Source organism: Janthinobacterium psychrotolerans (assembly GCF_001677885.1).
Taxonomy (GTDB): domain Bacteria; phylum Pseudomonadota; class Gammaproteobacteria; order Burkholderiales; family Burkholderiaceae_D; genus Janthinobacterium; species Janthinobacterium psychrotolerans.
Genome location: NZ_LOCQ01000059.1, coordinates 1 through 20,639, shown reverse-complemented (window position 1 = coordinate 20,639; position 20,639 = coordinate 1). Strand labels below are relative to the sequence as shown.

Genomic DNA, 20,639 nt, shown 5'->3' with positions numbered 1-20,639 from the left:
CACCGCCTTATGGTTGCTTGCCTTGCAATACGCGCGGCGTGCCGCGAAAGTCGGCCGTATGCAAGGTGACGGGCCGGCGCCAGATCCTGGCAATATAAGCGAGTACCTGCTCCGCCTGTTCCAGCGCCAGGCCGCGGCCATCGCGCTGGTGGTCGTGGCGCAGCACCAGGCTGCCGTCGTCGTTGAGCAAGGTGGCGGCGATGCACGGTGCGCCATAATGGTATTTGGGCGCCAGGATCGCCTCGCGGATCGCGTGCAGGTCGCGGCTGGCCAGCCGGGTCTCGCCGTCGTGGCGGCTTTCATGCACGAACAGGCCCAGGCGGTCGGCCAGTTCCGCATCGAGATAGTTGCGGATAAAACTGAAATCGTCGTCGTCGCGGCAGATGCGGCGCGCCGCCTCCAGGCCCTGCCGCGCGATGATGTGTTCCCAAATGGCAAAACCGAGGTGATAAGGATTGATCGCCAGCGCCGCCTGCCGCTCGCCCGCATGCGGGCGCACCACGTCCGAATGCGACTTGAGCGCCGCCAGATAGAGTGCCGGCGGCAAGAAATCCGCCTCGCGCAGCAGCCGCGCATGCCAGTACGAGGCCCAGCCTTCGTTCATGATCTGGCAGGCATAGACCGGGTAGAAATAGAACGATTCTTCGCGCACGGCCAGGAAAATATCGCGCTCCCAGTCGGCCAGTTCGGGCGCGTAGTGGGCGATAAACCACAGCAGATCGTACTCGGGGCAGGGCGGCGTCAAGCGCCGCTCGGCCAAGGGCGCCAGCGCGGCCTGTTCGCCGGGCAGTTGCCGGTAGCGCCGGGAAAACGGGCCGGCGACAGCTTGTTCAGGTGCGGGCATGGCGGTGCTGGCGTAAGGCTGGCGGTACAGCTCGCCATGAATATCGACATGCTGTTCCAGCGCCAGCGCCGCGTCCAGCACCGCTTCCACCTTGTCCTGTCCATGGGCCTGCCACGCGGCATCGATGCGCCGGGCGCGCGCCGCGCTGTGTTCCAGGATGCGCTTGCCGGCCATGGCGCTGAAACGGGCAAACAGCGCGTTGCGCCGGGCAAAGTCGGCATGGCCGAGCACATGCGCCGTGACCAGGGTATTTTCGGCCAGGGTGTTGTCGTGCGACATATAGGCGCGGCAAGGGTCGCCCGGGAACATCACTTCAAAGATATGCGAGTGGCCCATCTTGCGCTGCACCAGCTGGTGGATATAGCGCACGCCGAAGGACCAGTGGCGCATGCGCACCGGCAGGCCATAGATGGCGATCTCGGCCATGAAACTGTTGGGCACCAGTTCGAAGTCGACCCGGTCGAATTCCAGGCCCAGTTGCACGGCCAGCGCCTCGATGCGTGCCGCATGGCTGGCCAGCAACGCCGGGTCCGCGGTATCGTCCGTCATGCCGCCGCTCCCTGCGCCGCATGTTCGTGCTGGAAAAAGCTGCGCAGCGCCGGCCAGATATCGTCAGGTCCTGACAAGATACTGGTCTGTAGCGGCAAGCCGCGCCGCGCCTGCTGCAGGCACAGGGCGCGGGTTTCTGTTTCCAGCGCGCGTGGCATGCCGGTGGCCGTTTCCACATAGCCCATGTAGTTCAGTTCGCTGGCCAGTTCCCCCAGCGCCACGCTGGCCGCGTTGCGGTCCTCGCTGAAGTTCTCGCCGTCGGAGGCATAGAACAGATAGGCGTTGTCGCGCGCGCCGCCATGGCGCTCGGCCAGCAACTGGCGGCACAGGCGAAACGCGCTCGAGGCCATGGTGCCGCCCATGCCGTGCACCTGGAAAAAGTCGCTTTCCGAAAACGTCCAGGCGCGCGTGGTATGCGCAATAAAGCGCGTGTCGACGCGCGCATAGCTGCGCCGCAAGCCCTGCAGGGCCAGGAAAAAGAAGGTTTTTGCCAGCCGGCGCTGGTCCAGGGCCATGCTGGCCGACACGTCGAGCACAAAGAACACCACCGCCTCGGAGCTGGGCAGCGGGCGCTGCAGCAACTGCCTGTAACGCAGGTCGTCGTTGGTGAACGGCACCGGATGCCGCTGCACCGCGCGCCGCTTGATGGCTTCCTTGACGGTGCGGCGGCGATCGAGCCGGGAGCGGGCGCCGTGCTTGTCCCAGCCGGCGCGCACCAGCTGGTCTTCAGTGATGGCGCCCTGGCGCCGCGGCTGCAAGTGGGGCAACTTGAAGTGTTCCCACAGCCAGTCGAGTATATCGTCGATGGCAAACTCCATCAGCAGGCGGATTTCGCCGTCGCCGCCGCCACCGTCCCGCGTGTCGCCGTCCCCCTCATCGTCGTCCACGGTCCGCGCCGGGCGCAGCACGTCGCCGGGCTCGCCTTCGCCCTGGCCGGCGCCCGTGTCCAGCCGTGGCGAGGACAGCCTGAAGCGCGCATGTTCCAGCAACCGCACCGGCACTTGCACACTGCGCTGCTGCGCGCCCGTGATCAGGTCCGGCCCGGCGATCAGCTCGGGCAAATGGGCCTGCACCGCCTCGCGCACTTTCTGGTTGTGGCGCAGCCAGTCGCGCGCGCCGCGCGAAAACAGGCCATACCAGGGCTGGAGGGCGGCGGTGCTCATTCCTGCGCCAGCAAGGTGGTGACATAGTTGAGCGCTTCGCGCGCGCTGTGCGCATCATAGCCATAGTCGTCAACCAGGCGCTGCTCGACCGCCGACACCTTGGCGCGCACGTCCTCATCGGGCCGCTTGCTTGAGCTGACCAGCCTCAGCACGTCGCGCCGCTGTTCGAACAGATAATGCTGGATCGCATCATGCAGCGGCGCATGGCTGGCCAGGCCGAACGCCTCGCCGCGCTTGAAGGCGCCCATGGCCTTGCGCACCACTTCCTGGCGGAACGATTGCTTGCCCGAGTCGCTGATATGGATTTTTTCTTCCACCGCGCGCAGGAAGCGCTCGTCGGGGCGGCGTTCGTCGCCGGTGATGGGGTCGCGTACCTGGCGGTTGTCGAGCATGGCCTCGACTTCGTCGAGGTATTTGTCCAGCAGATCCTGCGCTTCCTGTTCGAACGAGACGAACAGCGCCTTGTGCACATCGGCCTTGACCCAGCGGTTGTAAAAATCCTTGCGCGTGAGTACCAGGTAGTCGATCCACCGGCGTTTGCGGCGCGGTTCGATGCGCGCATCGTTGTCGATGCTGTCCTTCAAGGCCAGCAGCACATCCATGGTGCTGAGGCTGTCGCGCCCGGCCGCGATAATGGCATGCGACAGCGCATTGATCACGAAACGCGGCGACACCCCCGACAGCGCTTCTTCCTGGCCTGATTTGTCGCGTTCTCGCTCGCGCAAGCGCCGCACATCGGCCTGGTTCAGGTCCTCCACGTCTTCGCCGGCATGGATGCGCAGCCGCTGCACCAGCTCGGCCTCTTTCTCGTCGCCGTCCTGCAGCCGGCTCAGGATGGCGAACACGGCCGCGGCATGCAGGGCGTGCGGGTCGAGGTGCACGGCGCGAAACGCCGGCGCCGACAGGATCAGCTTGCGGTAGATGCGCGCTTCCTCGCGGTAATTGAGGGTGTAGGGCACTTGCACGATGACCATGCGGTCGAGCAGGGCTTCGTTCTCGCTTTCCTGCACGAATTTGCGGAACTCGGCCAGATTGGTATGGGCGATAATGGTTTCATCGAGGTAAATCAGTGGAAAACGCGAGACCTTGACGTTTTTTTCCTGCGTGAGGGTCAGCAGCAGATACAGAAATTCGCGCTTGACCTTGAGGATCTCGATCATTTCCAGCATGCCGCGGCTGGCCGCATACACGGCGCCCGACCATGACCAGGCGCGCGGGTCGCCTTCGTCGCCGTATTGCGCCACTTTGGACAGGTCGACCGAGCCGACCAGGTCGGCCAGGTCGGCCGTGGTGGGGTCATGCGGCGCATAGGTGCCGATGCCGCAGCGGCCCGCCTCGGACAGCACGATGCGCTCGACCGGCATCTGCAAGAAGTCGCCCTGGTATTGTTCATCAAGGCGGGCGCGGCAATGAGGACACAGCTCGCCGTGCAGTTCGACACCATAGCTGTCGCGAAACTCGCTGCGCATGCCCTGCGGCACCAGGTGCAGCGGCGACTCGTGCACGGGGCAGCCGGCAATGCCGTACAGCGCGCCGTCGTCGCTGCCGCTATAGGCTTCCAGGCCCCGCTTGAGCAGGATCACCAGGGTGGACTTGCCGCCCGAAGGCGGTCCCAGCAGCAGCAACATGCGCCGGCCCACTTCCGAGCCGGCCGCGGCGGCCTTGAAATAGGCGGCAACCCGGCCGATGGCCACATCGATGCCGAACAGTTCGTCGTCGAACAGCGCGCAATGGAACTGGCCACTGGCGTCTTCATGGCCATTGGCGCGCAGCATGTCCCAGATATATTGATGGGCGCTGCGGGCCAACAGCGCGGCGCGTCCGGGCAGCACCCGGGCCAGGAAATCGTCGAAGCGCCCGCTCCAGCGCACTGCGCGGTGGGCATCGTTGTAGCCGGCCATGCCGTGCAGAAACTGCGCGCGGCGGGCATCGCTACCGCCGTCCTGATCTGCCACGCCAGTGGCCAGTGTCACCCTTGAGCTTGTCATGTTCCCCTTCCATACGCCATGCATGCGGTCGATGAAAGCAGTATCGGCGCTGGGGCCTCAGGCATGCCTGATGTCGCTCAATTGTAAAAGCGGAACTATCGTGTAGAGAAGATGCCCTGCCGCCGGCACAGGGCCGGGGCAGGGCAAGTCATGACGACTTATTTGCTCAGGCGGGCGATCGCTTCGGCCACGCCAGCGCCGTAGGCCGGGTCGCACAGGGTGCAGTTGCCGATATGGCGTTCCTTGACCTGTGTCGAGGCGCCCGAGATGGCGCGCGCCGTGTTGTCGAACAGCGCCTGCTGCTGCGCTGGCGTCATCAGCTGGAACAGCGCTTTCGGCTGCGAGTAGTAATCCTCGTCGACCTTGTGATTCCAATGATCGGCCGCGCCTTCCAGGGTCAGCGGCGGCTCGCGGAAGTCCGGCTGCTCGGCCCATTCCTGCGCGCTGTTCGGCTCGTACGACAGGGTGCCGCCATGGTTGCCGTCGACGCGCATCTGGCCGTCGCGGTGATAGCTGTTGAACGGGCACTTCGGCGCGTTGACCGGAATCAGGCTGTGATTGACGCCCAGGCGGTAGCGCTGCGCATCGCCGTACGAGAACAAGCGGCCTTGCAGCATCTTGTCCGGCGAAAAGCTGATGCCTGGCACCACATTGGCCGGGTTGAAGGCGGCCTGCTCGACTTCGGCAAAGTGATTGTCGGCATTGCGGTTCAGTTCCAGCACGCCCACTTCGATCAAGGGATAGTCGCCGTGCGGCCACACTTTCGACAGGTCGAACGGATTGATATGGTAAGTGCCGGCCTCCTGCTCAGGCATGATCTGCACGAACAGGGTCCAGCGCGGGAAGTCCTTGTTTTCGATGCTCTCATACAGGTCGCGGTGCGAGCTTTCGCGGTCCCTGCCGACCAGCGCTTCGGCTTCGGCGTCGGTCAGGTTTTCGATGCCTTGCTGGGTCTTGAAGGTGAACTTGACCCAGAAACGTTCATTCTGGGCATTCAACAAGCTGAAGGTATGGCTGCCGAAACCGTGCATGTGGCGGAAGGTGCGCGGCAGGCCCCGGTCGCTCATCACCACCGTGATCTGGTGCAGCGCTTCGGGCAGCGAACTCCAGAAGTCCCAGTTGCTGTTGGCGTTGCGCAAGCCGGTGCGTGGATCGCGCTTGATGGCATGGTTCAGGTCAGGAAATTTCAGCGGGTCGCGCATGAAGAACACGGGCGTGTTATTGCCGACCAGGTCCCAGTTGCCTTCTTCCGTGTAGAACTTGAGGGCGAAACCGCGGATATCGCGTTCCGCATCGGCCGCGCCGCGTTCGCCGGCCACGGTCGAGAAACGCGCAAACAGCGGCGTTTGCTTGCCGACCTGGCTGAAAATCTTCGCGCGCGTGTAGCGCGTGATGTCGTGGGTAACGGTAAACGTGCCGTAGGCGCCGGAACCCTTGGCGTGCATGCGGCGCTCGGGGATCACTTCACGGTCGAAGTGGGCCAGTTTTTCCAGGAACCAGACGTCTTGCAGCAGCACCGGGCCGCGCGGGCCGGCCGTTTGCGTATTCTGGTTGTCGACGACAGGCGCGCCGAAGGCGGTAGTGAGCTTTTTCATCGGACTCTTTCTTTATTATAAGTTCTCGGATCATACAAGCAGACCGGCCAATTGCGCCACTCCCGAAAGGTCAGGCTCAGAAACGGTTCCAGTTGTTATGCCGGTGCTCGGTCGCTTCCTTGAGCAAGTGGCCGGCGCGCAGCGCATCGTTGGCCTGCACCGTCATGGCCAGCTCCTGGATGGCGGGCGGATAGTCGTGATGGGCCGCTTCCTCCAGCAGGGCCAGGCCCTTGCCGGCATCCTGCTCGACGCCACGGCCCTCGCGGTAGGCGTTATACAGAAGGAACATGGCGTGCGCATTGCCCAGCTCGCTGGACACGGCCAGCCAATGTGCCGCTTCCACCGGATTCTTCGCCACGCCTTCGCCATTGGCCGCCAGCAGGCCCAGCATCAGCGCCGCGCGGGCGTGCTGCCGCTGGGCCGCCATGCGGTACCAGCTCCAGGCCGCGCCAGGGCTGGCCGCACGCAGCATCTGGCCCATTTCGTACGCCGCTTCGGTGTCGCCGGCGCGCGCCGCCTGCTCGAACAGGCGCAGGGCGTCGGCGCGGCGTGCCGGACGCGCCTGGTAGACCAGGGCCAGCTCGCGCTCGGCCACCGGCATGCCCTTGCTGGCCCAGGCCCGCACGCGGCGCTCGGCCTGCTGGTCGCCGGCCTGGCGCGCATGCATGGCGGCCGCCTCGATTTGCGCCGTCGTCGGCGGTGGTGACGCCTGGCACGCCGCCAGGGCGGCAGCGAGCACGAGGGCAGGAAAGGAGAGGGCCGTTTTCATCGCATGCTCCTTATTTGCTCAGGTCGATCGCGTACCTGGCGAAACCGCTCGCATCCAGCGCGCCTTCGGCCACCACATTGGCGATGCCGCCGCTTTTCGCCAGCGCCAGATGGCCCGGCGCCGAGCGCAGGATGACCGGGCCGGCGGTGGCGGTCTTGACAAAACTCCAGCTGCGCGCGCTGCCGTTGTCGGCCAGGGTGACCTTGCCGGCGCCCTTGCCAGCCAGTGCCAGCAGGTAATTGCTGACCACCGCCTGGTTGGCGTTCGGCGACTTGATGATGGTCTTGCTGCCGTCGATGCCGGGCACGGCGCCGCCGCCGCCGGCGCGGTAGTCGTTGGTGGCGACGATAAAGTCATCGCTGTCGGCCACCGCCACGCCTTTGTGGCGCAGGTTGACGATGCGGCTGCCGATCGGCTTGGTCACGTCGATCTGGTAGGTCAGCGCATTGTTCTCGGCATAGAACACGTCGTAGTTATAGATCGTGCCGTAGGTTGGCACCAGGTCCTGCTCGGCCGTCTTGGCCGGGTCGATCTGGGCGAACTGTTTGGCCGAGGTTTCCAGCCAGGCTTTCAGGTCCGATCCCTTGATCTTGACGGCTTGCAGGTTGTTATTGCTGTATAAATACAGGTCGCCAGGATTGCGTACCTGCAGGCCGACCGGTGCGGCCGGGGTCGCGCCAGCGGCCACGTCGGTGAAGTCCGACGGCCCGTTGCGGCCTGCCTTGAATGGGGCACTGCAGGAAATCACGGGGATATTCTTGTAGCTGGCCAGGGTCGCATCGGTGCTGGTGGCGATAAAGTTCTTCACATAATCGAGCTGGGCCTGGTTGACCAGCTGGATCGCGCTGACGTCGCCGACCAGCGCGAAATAGGCCGACATTTCAAAATCAGTGCTCACCCCCAGCGGCTTTTTGGCGTAGGCGATGGTGGCGTCGTGCTCGGTGGCCACCAGCGGCGCGATCGCCGGGTCGGCCTTGACGTTACTGCCGTCGGCCTGCCTGAAGCCGCGCGACTCGACCGTGGTCTTGTCCTGCTGCACCACCCATTTGCCGCCCTGGTAGACCATGGTCAGCTTGATGATGCCCAGGCGGCGGCCCCAGCTTTGTGCCATGACGGTCGGCACGCCGTTGACAAAACCCTTGTCGCCATCGATTCTGGCACTGGCCGGGAAGGCGGAAAACGAGGCGTCCAGTGCGGCCGCGCCCGCTTCACGGCCTTTCGGGAAGATCAGGTGCGAGTGGCCGATCATCAGCGCGTCGATGCCGGTGCTGGTCAGATGATAGCTGCCGTTTTCCATTTTCGGGCTGTAGGCGCTGGTGTCCAGGCCGCCATGCGAGAGCGCCACCACCAGGTCGGCGCCCTTGGTGCGCAGCTCGGGCACATACTGCTTTGCCGCTTCCTGCACGCCGGTCACGCTGACCTTGCCGGCCAGGACCTTTTGATCCCATTCCAGGATTTGCGGCGGCACAAAGCTCATCACGCCGATATTGATCTTGACGTTGAGCTTGCTGCCATCGGGCGCCACGGCGGCAAAATCGCGCGGCAGCAGCACGTAGGGGTTGAAGATCGGCTTGCCGCTGGCCACGCCGACCACATTGCTCAGCACGGAAGGGAAGGTGGGCGCGCCGCAGTTGCCGGTCGGCTTGCTGACGCCGGGAATGCCGAAATCGGTATTGGTGATCTGGCTCAGGTAGCCCAGGCCGTAGTTGAATTCATGGTTGCCCATGCCGCCCGCGTCGTACTTGAGCGCGTTCATGGCCTTGTGCACGGCCAGGGTGGCGGTGCAGGGCACGGGCGCGGCTACGGCCTGCAGGTCGGCCAGCAGGGTGCCCTGGATCACGTCGCCGTCGTCGAGCAGTACATTGTTCGGGTTTTCCGCGCGCGCCGCCTGGATCAGGGTCGAAGTGCGCTCCAGGCCCAGGCTGGTGTCTTCTGCCAGCGCGTAGTAGTTGTAGCTCAGGACGTTCGAATGGATATCGGTGGTTTCCAGCAGCGCCACGGTGACCGTCGTGCCTTCGGGAATGTTGGCCGCCTTGTTCGAACTGCCGTTGCAGCCAACCAGGCCCGCGCTTGCCAGCGCCGCCATCATGATCCAGTTTGTTTTCATTGCCATTCCCGGAAAGATTCAAAGGACGCGACTGTAGCGCCGCCATATGACGGCCGAATGACAGTGGTTGGCTTCCCGAGAAATTTTCTTCAGATGCAATCGAGCTGCATTATAATCTGCAAACGCAACTTAACTGCAACAAGGAAAATCATGACCATATCGATGCAACCACGCAAGCTTCCCGTCACCGTGCTGTCCGGCTTCCTGGGCGCCGGCAAGACCACCTTGCTCAACCATATTCTGCGCAACCGCGAGGGCAAGCGGGTGGCGGTGATCGTCAACGACATGAGCGAAGTCAATATCGACGCCTCGCTGATACGCGAAGGCAGCGAGGCGGCCGGCGCGGCCCTGTCGCGCACCGAAGAAAAACTGGTCGAGATGTCCAACGGCTGCATCTGCTGCACCCTGCGCGACGATTTGCTGCTGGAGGTGCGGCGCCTGGCCGGGGAAGACCGCTTTGATTACCTGCTGATCGAGTCGACCGGCGTGGGCGAACCGATGCCGGTGGCCGCCACCTTTGATTTCGAGGATGAAGACGGCGTCAGCCTGAACCAGGTGGCGCAGATCGACTGCATGGTGACGGTGGTCGACTGCGCCAACCTGCTGGACGACTTCGGCAGCGAGGACAGCCTGGCGCAGCGCGGCGAGACGGCCGGCGAGGGCGACGACCGCCAGCTGGCGAACCTGCTGACGGAACAGATCGAGTTTGCCAATGTGATCGTCGTCAACAAGGTCGATATGGTCGATGCGGCGCAACGCCTGCGCGTGCTGGCCCTGATCAAGGCGCTGAACCCGGGCGCACGCGTGATCGAAACCAACCAATCGGTGGTGCCGCTCGACGCCATCATGGGCACTGGCCTGTTCGACCTGCAGCAGGCCGCCAATATGCCGGGTTGGGCACAGGAGCTGGCCGGCGTGCACAAGCCGGAAACGCAGGAATATGGCATCAGCAGCTTTGTCTACCGCGCAAAAGAGCCGTTTCACCCCCAGCGCCTGTACGACTATATTTCGCAGCCGATCGCTGGCGTGGTGCGCAGCAAGGGATATTTCTGGCTGGCCAGCCGTCCGCAGTGGGTGGCCAGCCTGTCCGGTGCGGGCAAGCTGATGAATATCGAACCGGTGGGCCTGTGGTGGGCCGCCGTGCCGCAGGAACGCTGGCCGGTTGACGCCGAATCGCTGGCGCAATTGAAGGAAGGCTGGAGCGAACCGTATGGCGACCGCTACCAGGAAATCGTGCTGATCGGCCAGGACATGGACCAGGCCGCCATTGAAGCCGACCTGCGGCGTTGCCAGCTCACCCCCACCGAGACGCGCCTGGGCATGGACGTCTGGCGCAGCCTCGCCGATCCGTTCCCGCAGTGGCAGCGCATGGAAGAGCTGGACGAGGTCGCCTGATGGACGACGACCTTATACCCGTCACCATCATCACCGGCTTTCTCGGCAGCGGCAAGACCACCTTGCTCAGGCGCATCCTGCAAGGCAAGCACGGCCTGCGCATTGCAGTCATCGAAAACGAATTCGCCGCCGAAAGCATCGACAATGCGCTGCTGGTGCAGGACAGCGACGAGCAGATTGTCGAGATGAACAATGGCTGCATCTGCTGCAGCGTGCGCGGCGACCTGATCCGCATCCTGGGCGAACTGCAGGCAAAACGCGCTGCCGGTACCCTGGTTTTTGATCATGTGATCATCGAAACGACGGGCCTGGCCGCGCCCGGGCCGGTGGCGCAGACGTTTTTTGCCGAGCCGTCCGTCAGCGCCTTTTACATGCTTGACGCGATCCTGACCGTGATCGACGCCCGCCATGCTCAGCAGCAATTGACCGAGCACCGCGAGGCGCAGGAGCAGGTGGGCTTTGCCGACCGCATTTTGCTGTCGAAAACCGACCTGGTCAGCAAGGAGGAACTGGCCGTGCTGCGCCAGCGCCTGCTGGCCATCAATTGCCGCGCCAGCATGCAGAAGGTGAGTTTTGGCAATGTGCCGCTGCGCGATATCCTCAATATCCGCGGCTTCAACCTGAACGCCATCGTCGAGCTGGAACCCGACTTTCTCGGCCAACTGGGACACCGCCATGGCGACGGCGTGCAGTCGTTCGTCTATCACCAGCCGCAGCCGCTCGACCTGGAGAAGGTGGAGAACTTTCTTGACGCCATCGTGCAGCTGTTCGGCACCCAGCTGATGCGCTACAAGGGCATTTTATATATCGAAGACACGCCGTGCCGCGCCGTATTCCAGGGCGTGCACATGCTGATGGGCTCGGAGCTGGGCGCGCCGTGGCGCGATGGCGAAACACGGGCCAGCAAGATGGTGTTTATAGGCCGGGGCCTGCCGCAAGACACTTTGATACGGGGCCTGGACCGCTGCGTGGTTGGCTACCAGCCGCCACCGCCCGCAGTTACTTACAACGCGGACACAGTCCCTTGATCAGGTAATCGACGTCGCCGCCGCTGAAGCCTTCGGGCAGGGCGACGGGGGCGGGCAGCTTGACTTCATTGAAGCAGGTGACGGTGGCGCATTTGTTGCATTGGAAGTGGGCATGCTCATGCGCCTGGTGGCCGCCGCCGGCGCTGAAGCGCCAGACCTGGTCACCGCCGGCAATGCGGTGCACCAGCTCGTTTTCGGTCAGCCATTCCAGCACGCGGTACAGGGTGACGGAATCGATATCGCTGTCCTGCGACAGCGCCTGCTGGATTTCATGGTGGGTCATCGACTGGCTTTGCGCCATCAGGAAGTCCAGCACCTTGACGCGTGTCTTGGTAACGCGGGCATTGGTGCTGCGGATCAGCGATTCAGCGTGTTCGGTAGAAGAATTCAACATAAAGGTTTGCCTGCATGCGCATGGTCTTCAAGCGGCGCGGTCGCCGTGTCTTTGCCATGCCGTTTTACCGCATCTTAACATGCCTGCCCACCTGCCTGTCAGGGCTTGAACGTCCAGTAGCGGCCCCTGGGCGTGTCGACCGCATCGAGAAAGCGCTGGTCGGCGCGCGCGTTGTTGTGGATCAGATAAAACATGTCGGACAGGGCCGAGCGCTGCTCGGCAAAATAGCTGTGCTTGAGGAAACCCGTGTCCACGCCGGTGGCGTCGATGGTTTCCACGCCGGCCAGCAGCAGCATGCCGTCGCCGCTGTCGCCCGCGCGCGGGTAGCCGTGCACCAGTTTTGAGGCCGCCAGCGCCAGGTCTTCGGACGAGGCGTACAGGGTCACCGGATGCCGTGCGGCCGTCAGCCGCGGCGCGATTTCCTGGCGAAAGACACCGGCGTCGATATCGGGCGCCGTCAGAATGATTTCACTGATGCGCCGGGCCAGCTCGGGCTGGTCCCCGATCAATGCGGCCACGGCGCGCGCCAGGCCCCGGTTGCCCATGCTGTGGCCGATCAGGTAGACCCTGGCGGCATCGGTTTTTTGCAAAAAGTCGGCCAGGAACGCCTGCAGATGCGGCGTGCTCCATTCGATATTGCTTTCGTCGACCGTGTAGCGCGCCATATCGCCCTGCGACGGCCAGCTGTAGAACACGGGCGCGCCATCGAAACCGAGATCGTAGGCCATCTGCCCGGTGCGCCGCGCGGCCTCCTCGAAGCTGACGTTGTAGCCATGGATAAAGATCAAGGCGCTGCTGGCTGCCGACGCCTTGACTTGCGCAGCCACGCCGGCAAAGAACGTGGCCTGGTCCTCCACCTGCGCCGTCAGCAGCACCACATGCCGGGCCGGGTCAGAGCGCAACTCCAGCCGCCACAGCGAGGGCGACTCCAGTTCGCCCATGCGATGGTCGCGCGGGATGCTGATCTCGCAGTGGCCGTAGCTGAGGCCGGCGTTATTGTTGCCTGCGTTGCTGCGCTCGTTGCCGAAGCGCTGTGCCGGCGGTTTGCCGAGGTTGCGCTGGCGGTCGGTGGCAAAGCCGACCTTGACCACGGCGTAGTTGCTGACCCGCGCGCTTGTTTCGGCGACTGCGGCCGCCACGGGCTGGGGCAACTGATCGAGCAGCGCCTGGGCGGCAAACAGCGTGGCCATATCGTCGGGCGCTTTCGCGCTGGCGAGCGCCCTGGACAGCGCCAGGCGCAGGTCCGGGGAATCGGGCTCCGCTTCCAGCGAGGTTATCGCGGCCAGCACCTCGGCGGCGCCGGCCAGGCGACCGATGGCCGCTTTCAGGCGCTGGTACAGCCGTTCGATGTTTTCACTCGCCGCCGGCGCGCCGTGGGCTATGGCGGCCGATATCGCCGACGTGATCAGGTCCATGGGCCACCCGCCTCTGTGTGCAATATGAATGGAATATCAATTCATCTTGCCATAAAAGCACGGCGCGCGCCACTGCCTCAACGTGGTGCCAGGCCGCTCAATGCTGTTCACCGCTGTCGAACTGCTGGGCCAGCGATTGCAGCGGCGCGCTGCCGTGGCCGCCGCGGCCGGCATGGTCGGGAATCGCCACGCGCACCGGCTTGCTGTGCATGGTGGTCGATGACAACACATTGCTGGCGGTGTCCGGCGCCGCGTTCCATACCGGGTCGACGATGCTTTCAAAGACGTTTTTCAGCTGCTGGCCCCAGGTGTCGCGGATCATGCGGAAATACTGGTTCTTTTCATCGATGGTGACAAAACGCGTCACCGCCAGGCGCTCGGTTTCATAGACCAGCAAATCGAGCGGCAGGCCGACCGAAATATTCGAGCGCAGGGTCGAATCCATGGAAATCAAGGCGCACTTGGCAGCTTCGTCGAGGCTGGTGGCCGGGTTGATCACGCGGTCGATAATGGGTTTGCCGTACTTGGCTTCGCCGATCTGGAAATAGGTGTTTTCGTCGTGCGATTCGATGAAGTTGCCAGCCGAATAGATCTGGAACAAGCGGCAGCGCTCGCTACCGATCTGGCCGCCGAATATCATGCTGACATTGAAATCGATGCCGCAGTCGGCCAGCGCCTTCGCTTCGCGCCGGTGCACGGTGCGCACGGCCTCGCCGACGATGCGCGCCGCGTCGTACATGCTGGTGACATTCCAGATGCTGCGCCCGTCGCTGTCCACGTGGTCGGAGACGATCTGGCGGATCGCCTGCGAAACCGACAGGTTGCCAGCGGTCATCAGGACCAGCATGCGCTCGCCCGGATTTTCAAACACGCTCATCTTGCGGAAGGTGCCCACGTGGTCCACGCCGGCGTTGGTGCGGGAGTCGGACAGAAACACCAGTCCTTCGTTAAGGCGCATGCCTATGCAATAAGTCATCGTGAGCGGTATGAATCAAAAAGACGCCATTTTACACCAGCCGGCGAGGCCAGCCTGGGCGGCAGGCCCCGCCCAGCCTCGTTTTTCGCGTCTACGACGGCACGATCTGCACGTCGACGCTCATGCTTTCCTTGCCGCCGCCCTGGCGTACGCCGCGTACCGGCGCGGCCGAATCGTAGTCGCGGCCGATCGCCAGCCGGCAGTAGGCATCCGTCATCAGGCGCGCATGCGTGACGTCGATGCTGACCCAGCCGGCAAAGTCGCTGTCGACCACCCAGGCGTCGACCCAGGCGTGGCTGGCCGCGTGGCCACTGGTGCCGGGATCGATATAGCCCGACACATAGCGCGCCGGGATGCCCCAGGCATGGCAGCAGGCCAGGTACAGATGGGCATGGTCCTGGCAGACGCCGCGCCCCAGCGCCAGCGCGGCGCTGGCCGTGGTGGTCACTTCGGTGGCGCCGCTTTCATAGGCGACCTTGCCGGCGATGCTCTCGGCCAGCAGCAGCAAGTGGCCGGTGGCGGCCGGCGTGCCGCGCTCGGGCAGGCTGGCGGCGGCCAGCTCGACGATGGCCGGATCCGGCTCGGTCAGCCGCGTCGGCATAGTAAACAACAGCGGCGACAGGGTCTCGATCAGGTTCAGCCGGCCCTGGTACGGGTAAATGGTTTCCACCACGCCCTGCACCACCAGCGACAGCGCCTGGTGCTTGCCGTTGATGGTCAGCATGTGCGACAGGTTGCCGTAGGCGTCCGTGTAAGGATGGCACTGCCCTGGCGTATTGATCTGCCAGGACAGCGCGCGCTGCTGCGGTTCGATGCGCGGCGTCAGATGCAGCTGCTGTATCGTGTAGGCCAGCGGCGTACTGTAGTCATAGCGGGTTTCATGGCGGATGGTCAGTATCATCAGGCCGCCAGGGGAACGAGGAAATCACGGCTGACACGGTTGCCCAGTTCGTAGATATTTTCCAGGAACTCGGTCAGGGTATGGTGCAGGCCGGCTTTGAGGATATCGTCGATATGGCCGAATTTCAGCTCGGCATGCAGGCGGCCCGCGAAGCGCTCGGTATCGGCCGACACATCGTTGCGGATATGGTGCAGGTTGTCGACCACGTCATCCATGCAGGCCAGCAGGGAGCGTGGCATGTCGCCGCGCAAGATCAGCAGTTCGGCCACGCGCTCGGGCGTGATCACGTCGCGATACACCTTGCGGTAGATCTCGAAGCCCGAAACCGAGCGCAGCAGCGCCGCCCAGTAGTAAAAATCGCGCTGGGCGATATCTTTCGACGCGTCTTTCGCACCGTGGAACTTCACGTCCAGGATGCGCGCCGTGTTGTCGGCCCGTTCCAGGAACGTGCCCAGGCGAATGAAATGAATCGCCTCGTCCTTCAGCATGGTGCCTAAGGTAACACCGCGCGACAGGTGGGAGCGGTATTTGACCCATTCGAAAAAGGCGCTCGGATCGGTCTCCAGCAGATTGCTTTTCAGCCGTTTCTGCATGTCGAGCCAGGTGGCGTTCTGGGTTTCCCACACTTCGGTGGTCAGGGTGCCGCGCACGGCGCGCGCGTTTTCACGCGCGCCGGTCAGGCAGGCGATGATGGACGACGGGTTGTTCGGGTCACGTACCATGAAGTCGAGCACGTCGCGCGTATGGAAGCGGCCGTACTTCGCATCGTAGGCGCTTTGCAGCTCGGAAATACCCAGCGTGGCGCGCCAGCCTTGCTCGGCGTCTTCCTCGGACTGCGGCAGCATCGAGGTTTGCATGTTGACGTCCAGCATGCGGGCCGTGTTTTCGGCGCGCTCGGTGTAGCGGGCCATCCAGAACAGGTGATCGGCGGTGCGGCTCAGCATTATTTGTCTCCAGCGAAAGATTTTTCCAGTACCCAGGTATCCTTGGTGCCGCCCCCTTGCGAGGAGTTGACCACCAGCGAGCCTTCACCGAGCGCGACGCGGGTCAGGCCGCCCGGCACCATGGAAATGGTCTTGCCGGACAACACGAACGGGCGCAGGTCGATATGGCGCGGTGCGATGCCCGATTCCACATAGGTCGGGCAGGCCGACAGGGCCAGCGTGGGCTGGGCGATATAGCCGCTGGGGTTGGCCAGCAGGCGCTGGCGGAAGTCCTCGATCTGCGCGCTGCTCGAGGCCGGCCCCACCAGCATGCCGTAGCCGCCCGCACCATGCACTTCCTTGACCACCAGCTTGGGCAGGTTGGCCAGCACATAGGACAGGTCGGCCGATTTGCGGCACTGGTAAGTCGGCACGTTGTTGAGGATGGGTTCTTCCGACAGGTAGAACTTGATCATGTCGGGCACGAAGGGGTAGATCGATTTGTCGTCGGCCACGCCGGTGCCGATCGCATTGGCCAGGGTCACGCGGCCGGCGCGGTAGACCGACAGCAGGCCCGGCACGCCGAGCGAGGAGTCGGAACGGAAGGCCAGCGGATCGAGGAAATCGTCGTCGACCCGGCGGTAGATCACGTCGACCCGCTTCGGCCCGCGCGTGGTGCGCATGTAGACGGAATTGTCGTTGACAAACAGATCCTTGCCTTCGACCAGTTCCACGCCCATCTGCTGGGCCAGGAACGCATGTTCGAAGTAGGCCGAGTTGTACATGCCCGGCGTCATTACCACCACGGTCGGGTCATCGACGCCCATCGGCGCGACCGAGCGCAGGTTGTCGAGCAGCATGTCGGGATAGTGGTCGACGGGCGCCACGCGGTTGCGCGCGAACAGCTCCGGGAACAGCCGCATCATCATCTTGCGGTCTTCCAGCATGTAGGACACGCCGGACGGCACGCGCAGATTGTCTTCCAGCACGTAGAACTCGCCCTGGCCGGCGCGTACGATATCGACCCCGGCGATATGGGCGTAGATGTCGGAGGCGACGGAAATGCCCTGCATTTCCGGGCGGTATTGGGCGTTCTTGTAGATCTGTTCCGCCGGAATAATGCCGGCCTTGATAATGTTCTGGTCATGATAAATATCATGGATAAACATGTTCAGTGCCTTGACCCGCTGCACCAGGCCGGTTTGCATCTGCGCCCATTCGTCGGCCGGGATAATCCGCGGTATGGTGTCAAACGGAATCAGGCGTTCGGTACCGGCATCGTCGCCGTAGACGGCGAAGGTGATGCCGACGCGCCGAAACGTCAGATCCGCTTCGGCGCGCTTGCGCTCGATGGTCTCCGGCGATTGCTGCTCCAGCCACTGATGGAATTCACGATAGTGTTCACGGACCTTGCTTTCCGTGCCCACTGCCTCCGCCGTCATTTCATTGAAAAAAGTCGCCATATTATTATTTCCCCCTAGAGCCTGGTTGTCAGCTTACCTCAGCAGTAGCCTGAGCACGAAGCATGCCAGAAAGAAATATCAAAAAAGACCATTTTTAATGCACCGCTGTGTGAGCTGCACCGCATTGGTGCGCCCAGGACGGCTAGACGGGCGGTATTGGGGATGGCGCCAGTGAGGATTCAGGCGCCGGGATGGACGTAAGGGCGGCAATCGATGGGCAGGTCAAGCGTAAAGGTGGTGCCGGTGGCGGGCGAACTGTCGACTCCGACGCTGCCGCCATGGCTTTCGGCCACGTTCTGCACATACGGCAGGCCGATGCCCCAGCCCGGTGCCGGGCCGCGGTGTTCGCGCCGCAGATAGTCGAAGATGCGCGTCATCTGCTCGTCGGCGATAAACGAGCCGCTGTTGTGCACGGCCACGCGCGCGCGATCGTGATCGTGCTCGACACGCACGTCGATGACGTCTGCGTCGCCATACTTGACGGCGTTGCCGAGCAGGTTTTCCAGCGCGCGGCGCAGGGAATTCTCGCACCACCAGCCCGTGACGCCGCTGCCGGCGAGCCGGCATTTGCCCGGATGCTGCAGGTTGATCTGGTCGCAGACGGACTGCGCCAGCGGCAGCAGGTCGAATGTCGTCAGCACCAAGGGCAGGTGCTGGCCCCGGTGGTAGCTGAGCGTGTCGAGCAGTTCCTCGATCATGGTGTCGAGCCGCTTGCCGTAGTCGACGATGCGCTGGGTCAGCTCGGTGATTTTTCCTGGCTCCAGTTTGTCCCGGCGCTGCAGCAGTTGCGCACTGATCAGTATCACGGACAGCGGATTGCGCATGTCGTGCGACAGGCCGGCGGCGATACGGCGCTGGAAACCTTCGTGCATGGCCGTAAATTCGCGGATCGAATCGCGGATGGCGATATCGATCGAGGCGTGCAGGATGGCCCAGTCGCGCCGCCGCAAGGGCAGGCCGGCCGCCAGCGCCGCGTCGGCGAAGCAGTCGCGGAAGATCTGGTATTCCTGGATCACCTGCTCCGGGCCGTAGCTGGTCATGCGCGCCCGTTCGTTGCCGTGCACGGCAGGCATATTGCTGTTGCTGGCGGCCGTATCGCGCGGATGGTCGCGCGACAGCGCCTCGGCCAGGTGGTCGAAAAACGCCGGCAGGGTGTTGATCAGTATGGGCGGCAACAGCTGCTCGGCGCCGCGCACGCTGGCGCGCACGCGGTGTTCCCATTCGTGCAGCACGGCCTCGCGCAGGTCGGCGATGCGCTGCGTGCGCAAACGTGGACGCGCCGCAGGGGACGCTGATTCGTGGGCAAATGACAAGCTGGCTCCGCAAGGCTGCACGCAGCGGTGCAGTCCGATGCGCGGCCATCCAGTATCGTACAAATAGGCGGCCTTATTGGGGTGATGCAGTACCGTCTGGCTGCTGCATGATATCGATCAAACGTGCGATCGATTCTGACCAGGCGGCCAGCGAAAAATTCTGCGGATCGTCGTGGCCGTTGGCATAGCCCGTGTCAAGCACGGCATGAAAGGCGGGAATCAGCCAGCGGCCCTTGCGCACGCTGGCGGCGATATACAGCAGGGCCAGCCGTTCGTACTGGGCCGGCGTAAAGCCGGGCGCCGGCGCCACGCCGTCATTGCCACGCCCACCGGCCGGATCGGACTTGCGCGGCTGCACCAGTTCCACGTGCAGGAACAGACCGGTCAGCGTGGGCTTGTCCTTTTCCAGCTTGGAGGCGTAGTTGGCCACATCGAAACCGAGCACGGTGACAGACTCGCCGAGCCGGTTGACATACACATGGCCCTTCGGGCCGCCACCTTTGGCCGGGTTGCGCACGGCAAAATCGTTGAATGCCCACTCGCGCGTGTCGGTCAGGGCGGGAATCGGGTCAAGCAGGAAATTCGGATAGCTGGTGTCGTGGATCACGAAATAGCGGGCCACGGGCGAAATCAGGCGACCGGACGCGCGCGACAATGGCGCATCGAGCGCGCCGCCCAGGTCATTTTCTGCGATCTGCTGCCGCGCCAGGTAGGCTTTCAGGTGGCTGACGCGCAAAGCCGTTTTTTCACCGACGTGGCGATCGAGAAAGGCGGGCAGGGCGCCAGCCTGGCCGAGGCGGGCATACATATAAACCGGGCGCAGCAGGCAGGATGCTTGCGCACGGGGATTGCCCTGGAAGCCGCTTTTCCAGGCCGCGTATTGGCAAGCCACCGGTTTCTGGGCGGCGGCGGGCAGGGGCAGTGCTAACAGGAACAGCAATAATGGGCGCAGGTTCATGCGCCCATTATTGCCGATCAGAACGCGACCGTGGCGGAAACGACCACCGTGCGCGGCGACGCGAGCACCAGGCTGCCGCTATCGAACAAGGCGACAGCCGAAGACCAGTAGTTGCGATCCGTAACGTTATCAATGCGTGCTCGCAAAGTTACATCCCTCCCTGCTAAGTTTGTCAAATAGCGTGCACCTATGTCCAAGCGAGTCCACGACGGCAGTTGCTTGGTATTGGCCAGGTCGGCATACTGGGTCGAGGTGTAGACGGTGCGGGCATTCAGGCTGAGCCCTTTTACATTCGGGAGGTCCCATTCACCACTAATACTCAGCTGCGTTTCTGGTGCGCCGATAACTTTATTGCCATTGTTTTCAGGCTTATTGGACCCACTCTGCTCCGTGTCGAGCCATGTAAGTCCTCCAATAAAACGAACGCCTGACATTGGTGTACCGAACAGCGACAACTCCAGTCCTTGGTTACGTTGATTGCCAGACAGTTCAGCACGCTTCCCTGACACCGCGAGCAGCGGTTTGTCAGTTGTGAACAGCGCTGCACTCATACCCAGCTTGCCGCTATCGTATTTGATTCCAATTTCTTTCTGTTTTGATTTGTAAGGAGCGAATATTTGCCCCATGTTTTCGACTACCAGAGTCTTTCCGTCTTCCACGTATGTACCTGTGGCGACAGGACCTTTGATCAAAGCCTCAATATAATTCGCATACAATGACATATGCTTATTTGTTTAGATATGGGTGATCATATTCCCACTCGCAGCCTGCCATTTTTCAGGGCTAGGTTGCTTTTGAGTACACTGTTGAATTCTGTCACCCAACTACCAGCGCCATGAGCCAAGCCCTTCACAGCCA

The 20,639-nt window shown here is 63.3% G+C and carries 17 protein-coding genes; 2 read left to right on the top strand and 15 right to left on the bottom strand.

The window, feature by feature from the left end:
* Positions 1–7: 7 nt before the first annotated feature.
* The 6 genes from ASR47_RS18640 to ASR47_RS18615 form a co-directional block, all read right to left on the bottom strand.
* Positions 8–1,393, bottom strand: coding sequence for a SpoVR family protein (locus ASR47_RS18640; protein ID WP_065309304.1), 1,386 nt, complete (start codon positions 1,391–1,393; stop codon positions 8–10).
* Positions 1,390–2,556 (bottom strand): DUF444 family protein, encoded by a 1,167-nt coding sequence (locus ASR47_RS18635; RefSeq protein ID WP_065309303.1) that lies wholly within the window; start codon positions 2,554–2,556, stop codon positions 1,390–1,392. The genes ASR47_RS18640 and ASR47_RS18635 overlap by 4 nt, the downstream gene beginning before the upstream one ends.
* Positions 2,553–4,544, bottom strand: a complete 1,992-nt coding sequence (locus ASR47_RS18630; protein ID WP_082989027.1) for a serine protein kinase — start codon at positions 4,542–4,544, stop codon at positions 2,553–2,555. The genes ASR47_RS18635 and ASR47_RS18630 overlap by 4 nt, the downstream gene beginning before the upstream one ends.
* A gap of 158 nt (positions 4,545–4,702) precedes the next feature.
* Entirely contained in the window at positions 4,703–6,139 is a 1,437-nt protein-coding gene (locus ASR47_RS18625) for a catalase (protein WP_065309302.1), read from the bottom strand.
* A gap of 76 nt (positions 6,140–6,215) precedes the next feature.
* Entirely contained in the window at positions 6,216–6,908 is a 693-nt protein-coding gene (locus ASR47_RS18620) for a tetratricopeptide repeat protein (protein ID WP_065309301.1), read from the bottom strand.
* A gap of 10 nt (positions 6,909–6,918) precedes the next feature.
* A complete protein-coding gene (locus tag ASR47_RS18615) occupies positions 6,919–9,015 on the bottom strand; it encodes a bifunctional 2',3'-cyclic-nucleotide 2'-phosphodiesterase/3'-nucleotidase (RefSeq protein WP_065309300.1) in 2,097 nt (698 codons plus the stop codon).
* Positions 9,016–9,165: 150 nt separating this feature from the next.
* Between ASR47_RS18615 and zigA the strand changes: the two genes are divergently transcribed.
* Positions 9,166–10,410: a zinc metallochaperone GTPase ZigA gene (gene zigA / locus ASR47_RS18610; protein WP_245714405.1), complete on the top strand. Its 1,245-nt coding sequence runs from the start codon at positions 9,166–9,168 to the stop codon at positions 10,408–10,410.
* Positions 10,410–11,438 carry a CobW family GTP-binding protein gene (locus ASR47_RS18605; protein WP_065309299.1) on the top strand — a complete coding sequence of 343 codons (1,029 nt, stop codon included), beginning with the start codon at positions 10,410–10,412 and terminating at the stop codon, positions 11,436–11,438. Before zigA ends, ASR47_RS18605 begins: the two co-directional genes overlap by 1 nt.
* Here ASR47_RS18605 and ASR47_RS18600 read toward each other — a convergent pair.
* The 9 genes from ASR47_RS18600 to ASR47_RS18560 all read right to left on the bottom strand — a co-directional run bounded on the left by ASR47_RS18600 (position 11,410) and on the right by ASR47_RS18560 (position 20,503).
* Positions 11,410–11,832 (bottom strand): Fur family transcriptional regulator, encoded by a 423-nt coding sequence (locus tag ASR47_RS18600; protein WP_065309298.1) that lies wholly within the window; start codon positions 11,830–11,832, stop codon positions 11,410–11,412. The two genes, ASR47_RS18605 and ASR47_RS18600, sit on opposite strands and share 29 nt — an antisense overlap.
* A 98-nt stretch (positions 11,833–11,930) precedes the next feature.
* Positions 11,931–13,247, bottom strand: coding sequence for an alpha/beta fold hydrolase (locus ASR47_RS18595; protein ID WP_065309297.1), 1,317 nt, complete (start codon positions 13,245–13,247; stop codon positions 11,931–11,933).
* A 97-nt stretch (positions 13,248–13,344) separates the two neighbouring features.
* A complete protein-coding gene (locus ASR47_RS18590) occupies positions 13,345–14,223 on the bottom strand; it encodes a proteasome-type protease (RefSeq protein WP_065309296.1) in 879 nt (292 codons plus the stop codon).
* A gap of 91 nt (positions 14,224–14,314) precedes the next feature.
* Positions 14,315–15,124, bottom strand: a complete 810-nt coding sequence (locus ASR47_RS18585; protein ID WP_065309295.1) for a transglutaminase family protein — start codon at positions 15,122–15,124, stop codon at positions 14,315–14,317.
* Positions 15,124–16,068 carry an alpha-E domain-containing protein gene (locus ASR47_RS18580; protein ID WP_065309294.1) on the bottom strand — a complete coding sequence of 315 codons (945 nt, stop codon included), beginning with the start codon at positions 16,066–16,068 and terminating at the stop codon, positions 15,124–15,126. Before ASR47_RS18580 ends, ASR47_RS18585 begins: the two co-directional genes overlap by 1 nt.
* Entirely contained in the window at positions 16,068–17,510 is a 1,443-nt protein-coding gene (locus ASR47_RS18575; protein ID WP_065309293.1) for a circularly permuted type 2 ATP-grasp protein, read from the bottom strand. Before ASR47_RS18575 ends, ASR47_RS18580 begins: the two co-directional genes overlap by 1 nt.
* 179 nt (positions 17,511–17,689) lie before the next feature.
* Positions 17,690–18,823, bottom strand: a complete 1,134-nt coding sequence (locus ASR47_RS18570; protein WP_065309292.1) for a sensor histidine kinase — start codon at positions 18,821–18,823, stop codon at positions 17,690–17,692.
* 73 nt (positions 18,824–18,896) lie between these two features.
* Positions 18,897–19,781, bottom strand: coding sequence for a hypothetical protein (locus tag ASR47_RS18565; protein WP_150127872.1), 885 nt, complete (start codon positions 19,779–19,781; stop codon positions 18,897–18,899).
* Between the two features lie 17 nt (positions 19,782–19,798).
* Entirely contained in the window at positions 19,799–20,503 is a 705-nt protein-coding gene (locus ASR47_RS18560; protein WP_065309290.1) for a TonB-dependent receptor, read from the bottom strand.
* Between the last annotated feature and the right edge of the window lie 136 nt (positions 20,504–20,639).

Coding starts and splice junctions, on each gene's coding strand:
- ASR47_RS18640 (WP_065309304.1), bottom strand. CDS start 1,393: ATGACGGACGATACCGCGGACCCGGCGTTGCTGGCCAGCCATGCGGCA.
- ASR47_RS18635 (WP_065309303.1), bottom strand. CDS start 2,556: ATGAGCACCGCCGCCCTCCAGCCCTGGTATGGCCTGTTTTCGCGCGGC.
- ASR47_RS18630 (WP_082989027.1), bottom strand. CDS start 4,544: ATGACAAGCTCAAGGGTGACACTGGCCACTGGCGTGGCAGATCAGGAC.
- ASR47_RS18625 (WP_065309302.1), bottom strand. CDS start 6,139: ATGAAAAAGCTCACTACCGCCTTCGGCGCGCCTGTCGTCGACAACCAG.
- ASR47_RS18620 (WP_065309301.1), bottom strand. CDS start 6,908: ATGAAAACGGCCCTCTCCTTTCCTGCCCTCGTGCTCGCTGCCGCCCTG.
- ASR47_RS18615 (WP_065309300.1), bottom strand. CDS start 9,015: ATGAAAACAAACTGGATCATGATGGCGGCGCTGGCAAGCGCGGGCCTG.
- zigA (WP_245714405.1), top strand. CDS start 9,166: ATGACCATATCGATGCAACCACGCAAGCTTCCCGTCACCGTGCTGTCC.
- ASR47_RS18605 (WP_065309299.1), top strand. CDS start 10,410: ATGGACGACGACCTTATACCCGTCACCATCATCACCGGCTTTCTCGGC.
- ASR47_RS18600 (WP_065309298.1), bottom strand. CDS start 11,832: ATGTTGAATTCTTCTACCGAACACGCTGAATCGCTGATCCGCAGCACC.
- ASR47_RS18595 (WP_065309297.1), bottom strand. CDS start 13,247: ATGGACCTGATCACGTCGGCGATATCGGCCGCCATAGCCCACGGCGCG.
- ASR47_RS18590 (WP_065309296.1), bottom strand. CDS start 14,223: ATGACTTATTGCATAGGCATGCGCCTTAACGAAGGACTGGTGTTTCTG.
- ASR47_RS18585 (WP_065309295.1), bottom strand. CDS start 15,124: ATGATACTGACCATCCGCCATGAAACCCGCTATGACTACAGTACGCCG.
- ASR47_RS18580 (WP_065309294.1), bottom strand. CDS start 16,068: ATGCTGAGCCGCACCGCCGATCACCTGTTCTGGATGGCCCGCTACACC.
- ASR47_RS18575 (WP_065309293.1), bottom strand. CDS start 17,510: ATGGCGACTTTTTTCAATGAAATGACGGCGGAGGCAGTGGGCACGGAA.
- ASR47_RS18565 (WP_150127872.1), bottom strand. CDS start 19,781: ATGAACCTGCGCCCATTATTGCTGTTCCTGTTAGCACTGCCCCTGCCC.
- ASR47_RS18560 (WP_065309290.1), bottom strand. CDS start 20,503: ATGTCATTGTATGCGAATTATATTGAGGCTTTGATCAAAGGTCCTGTC.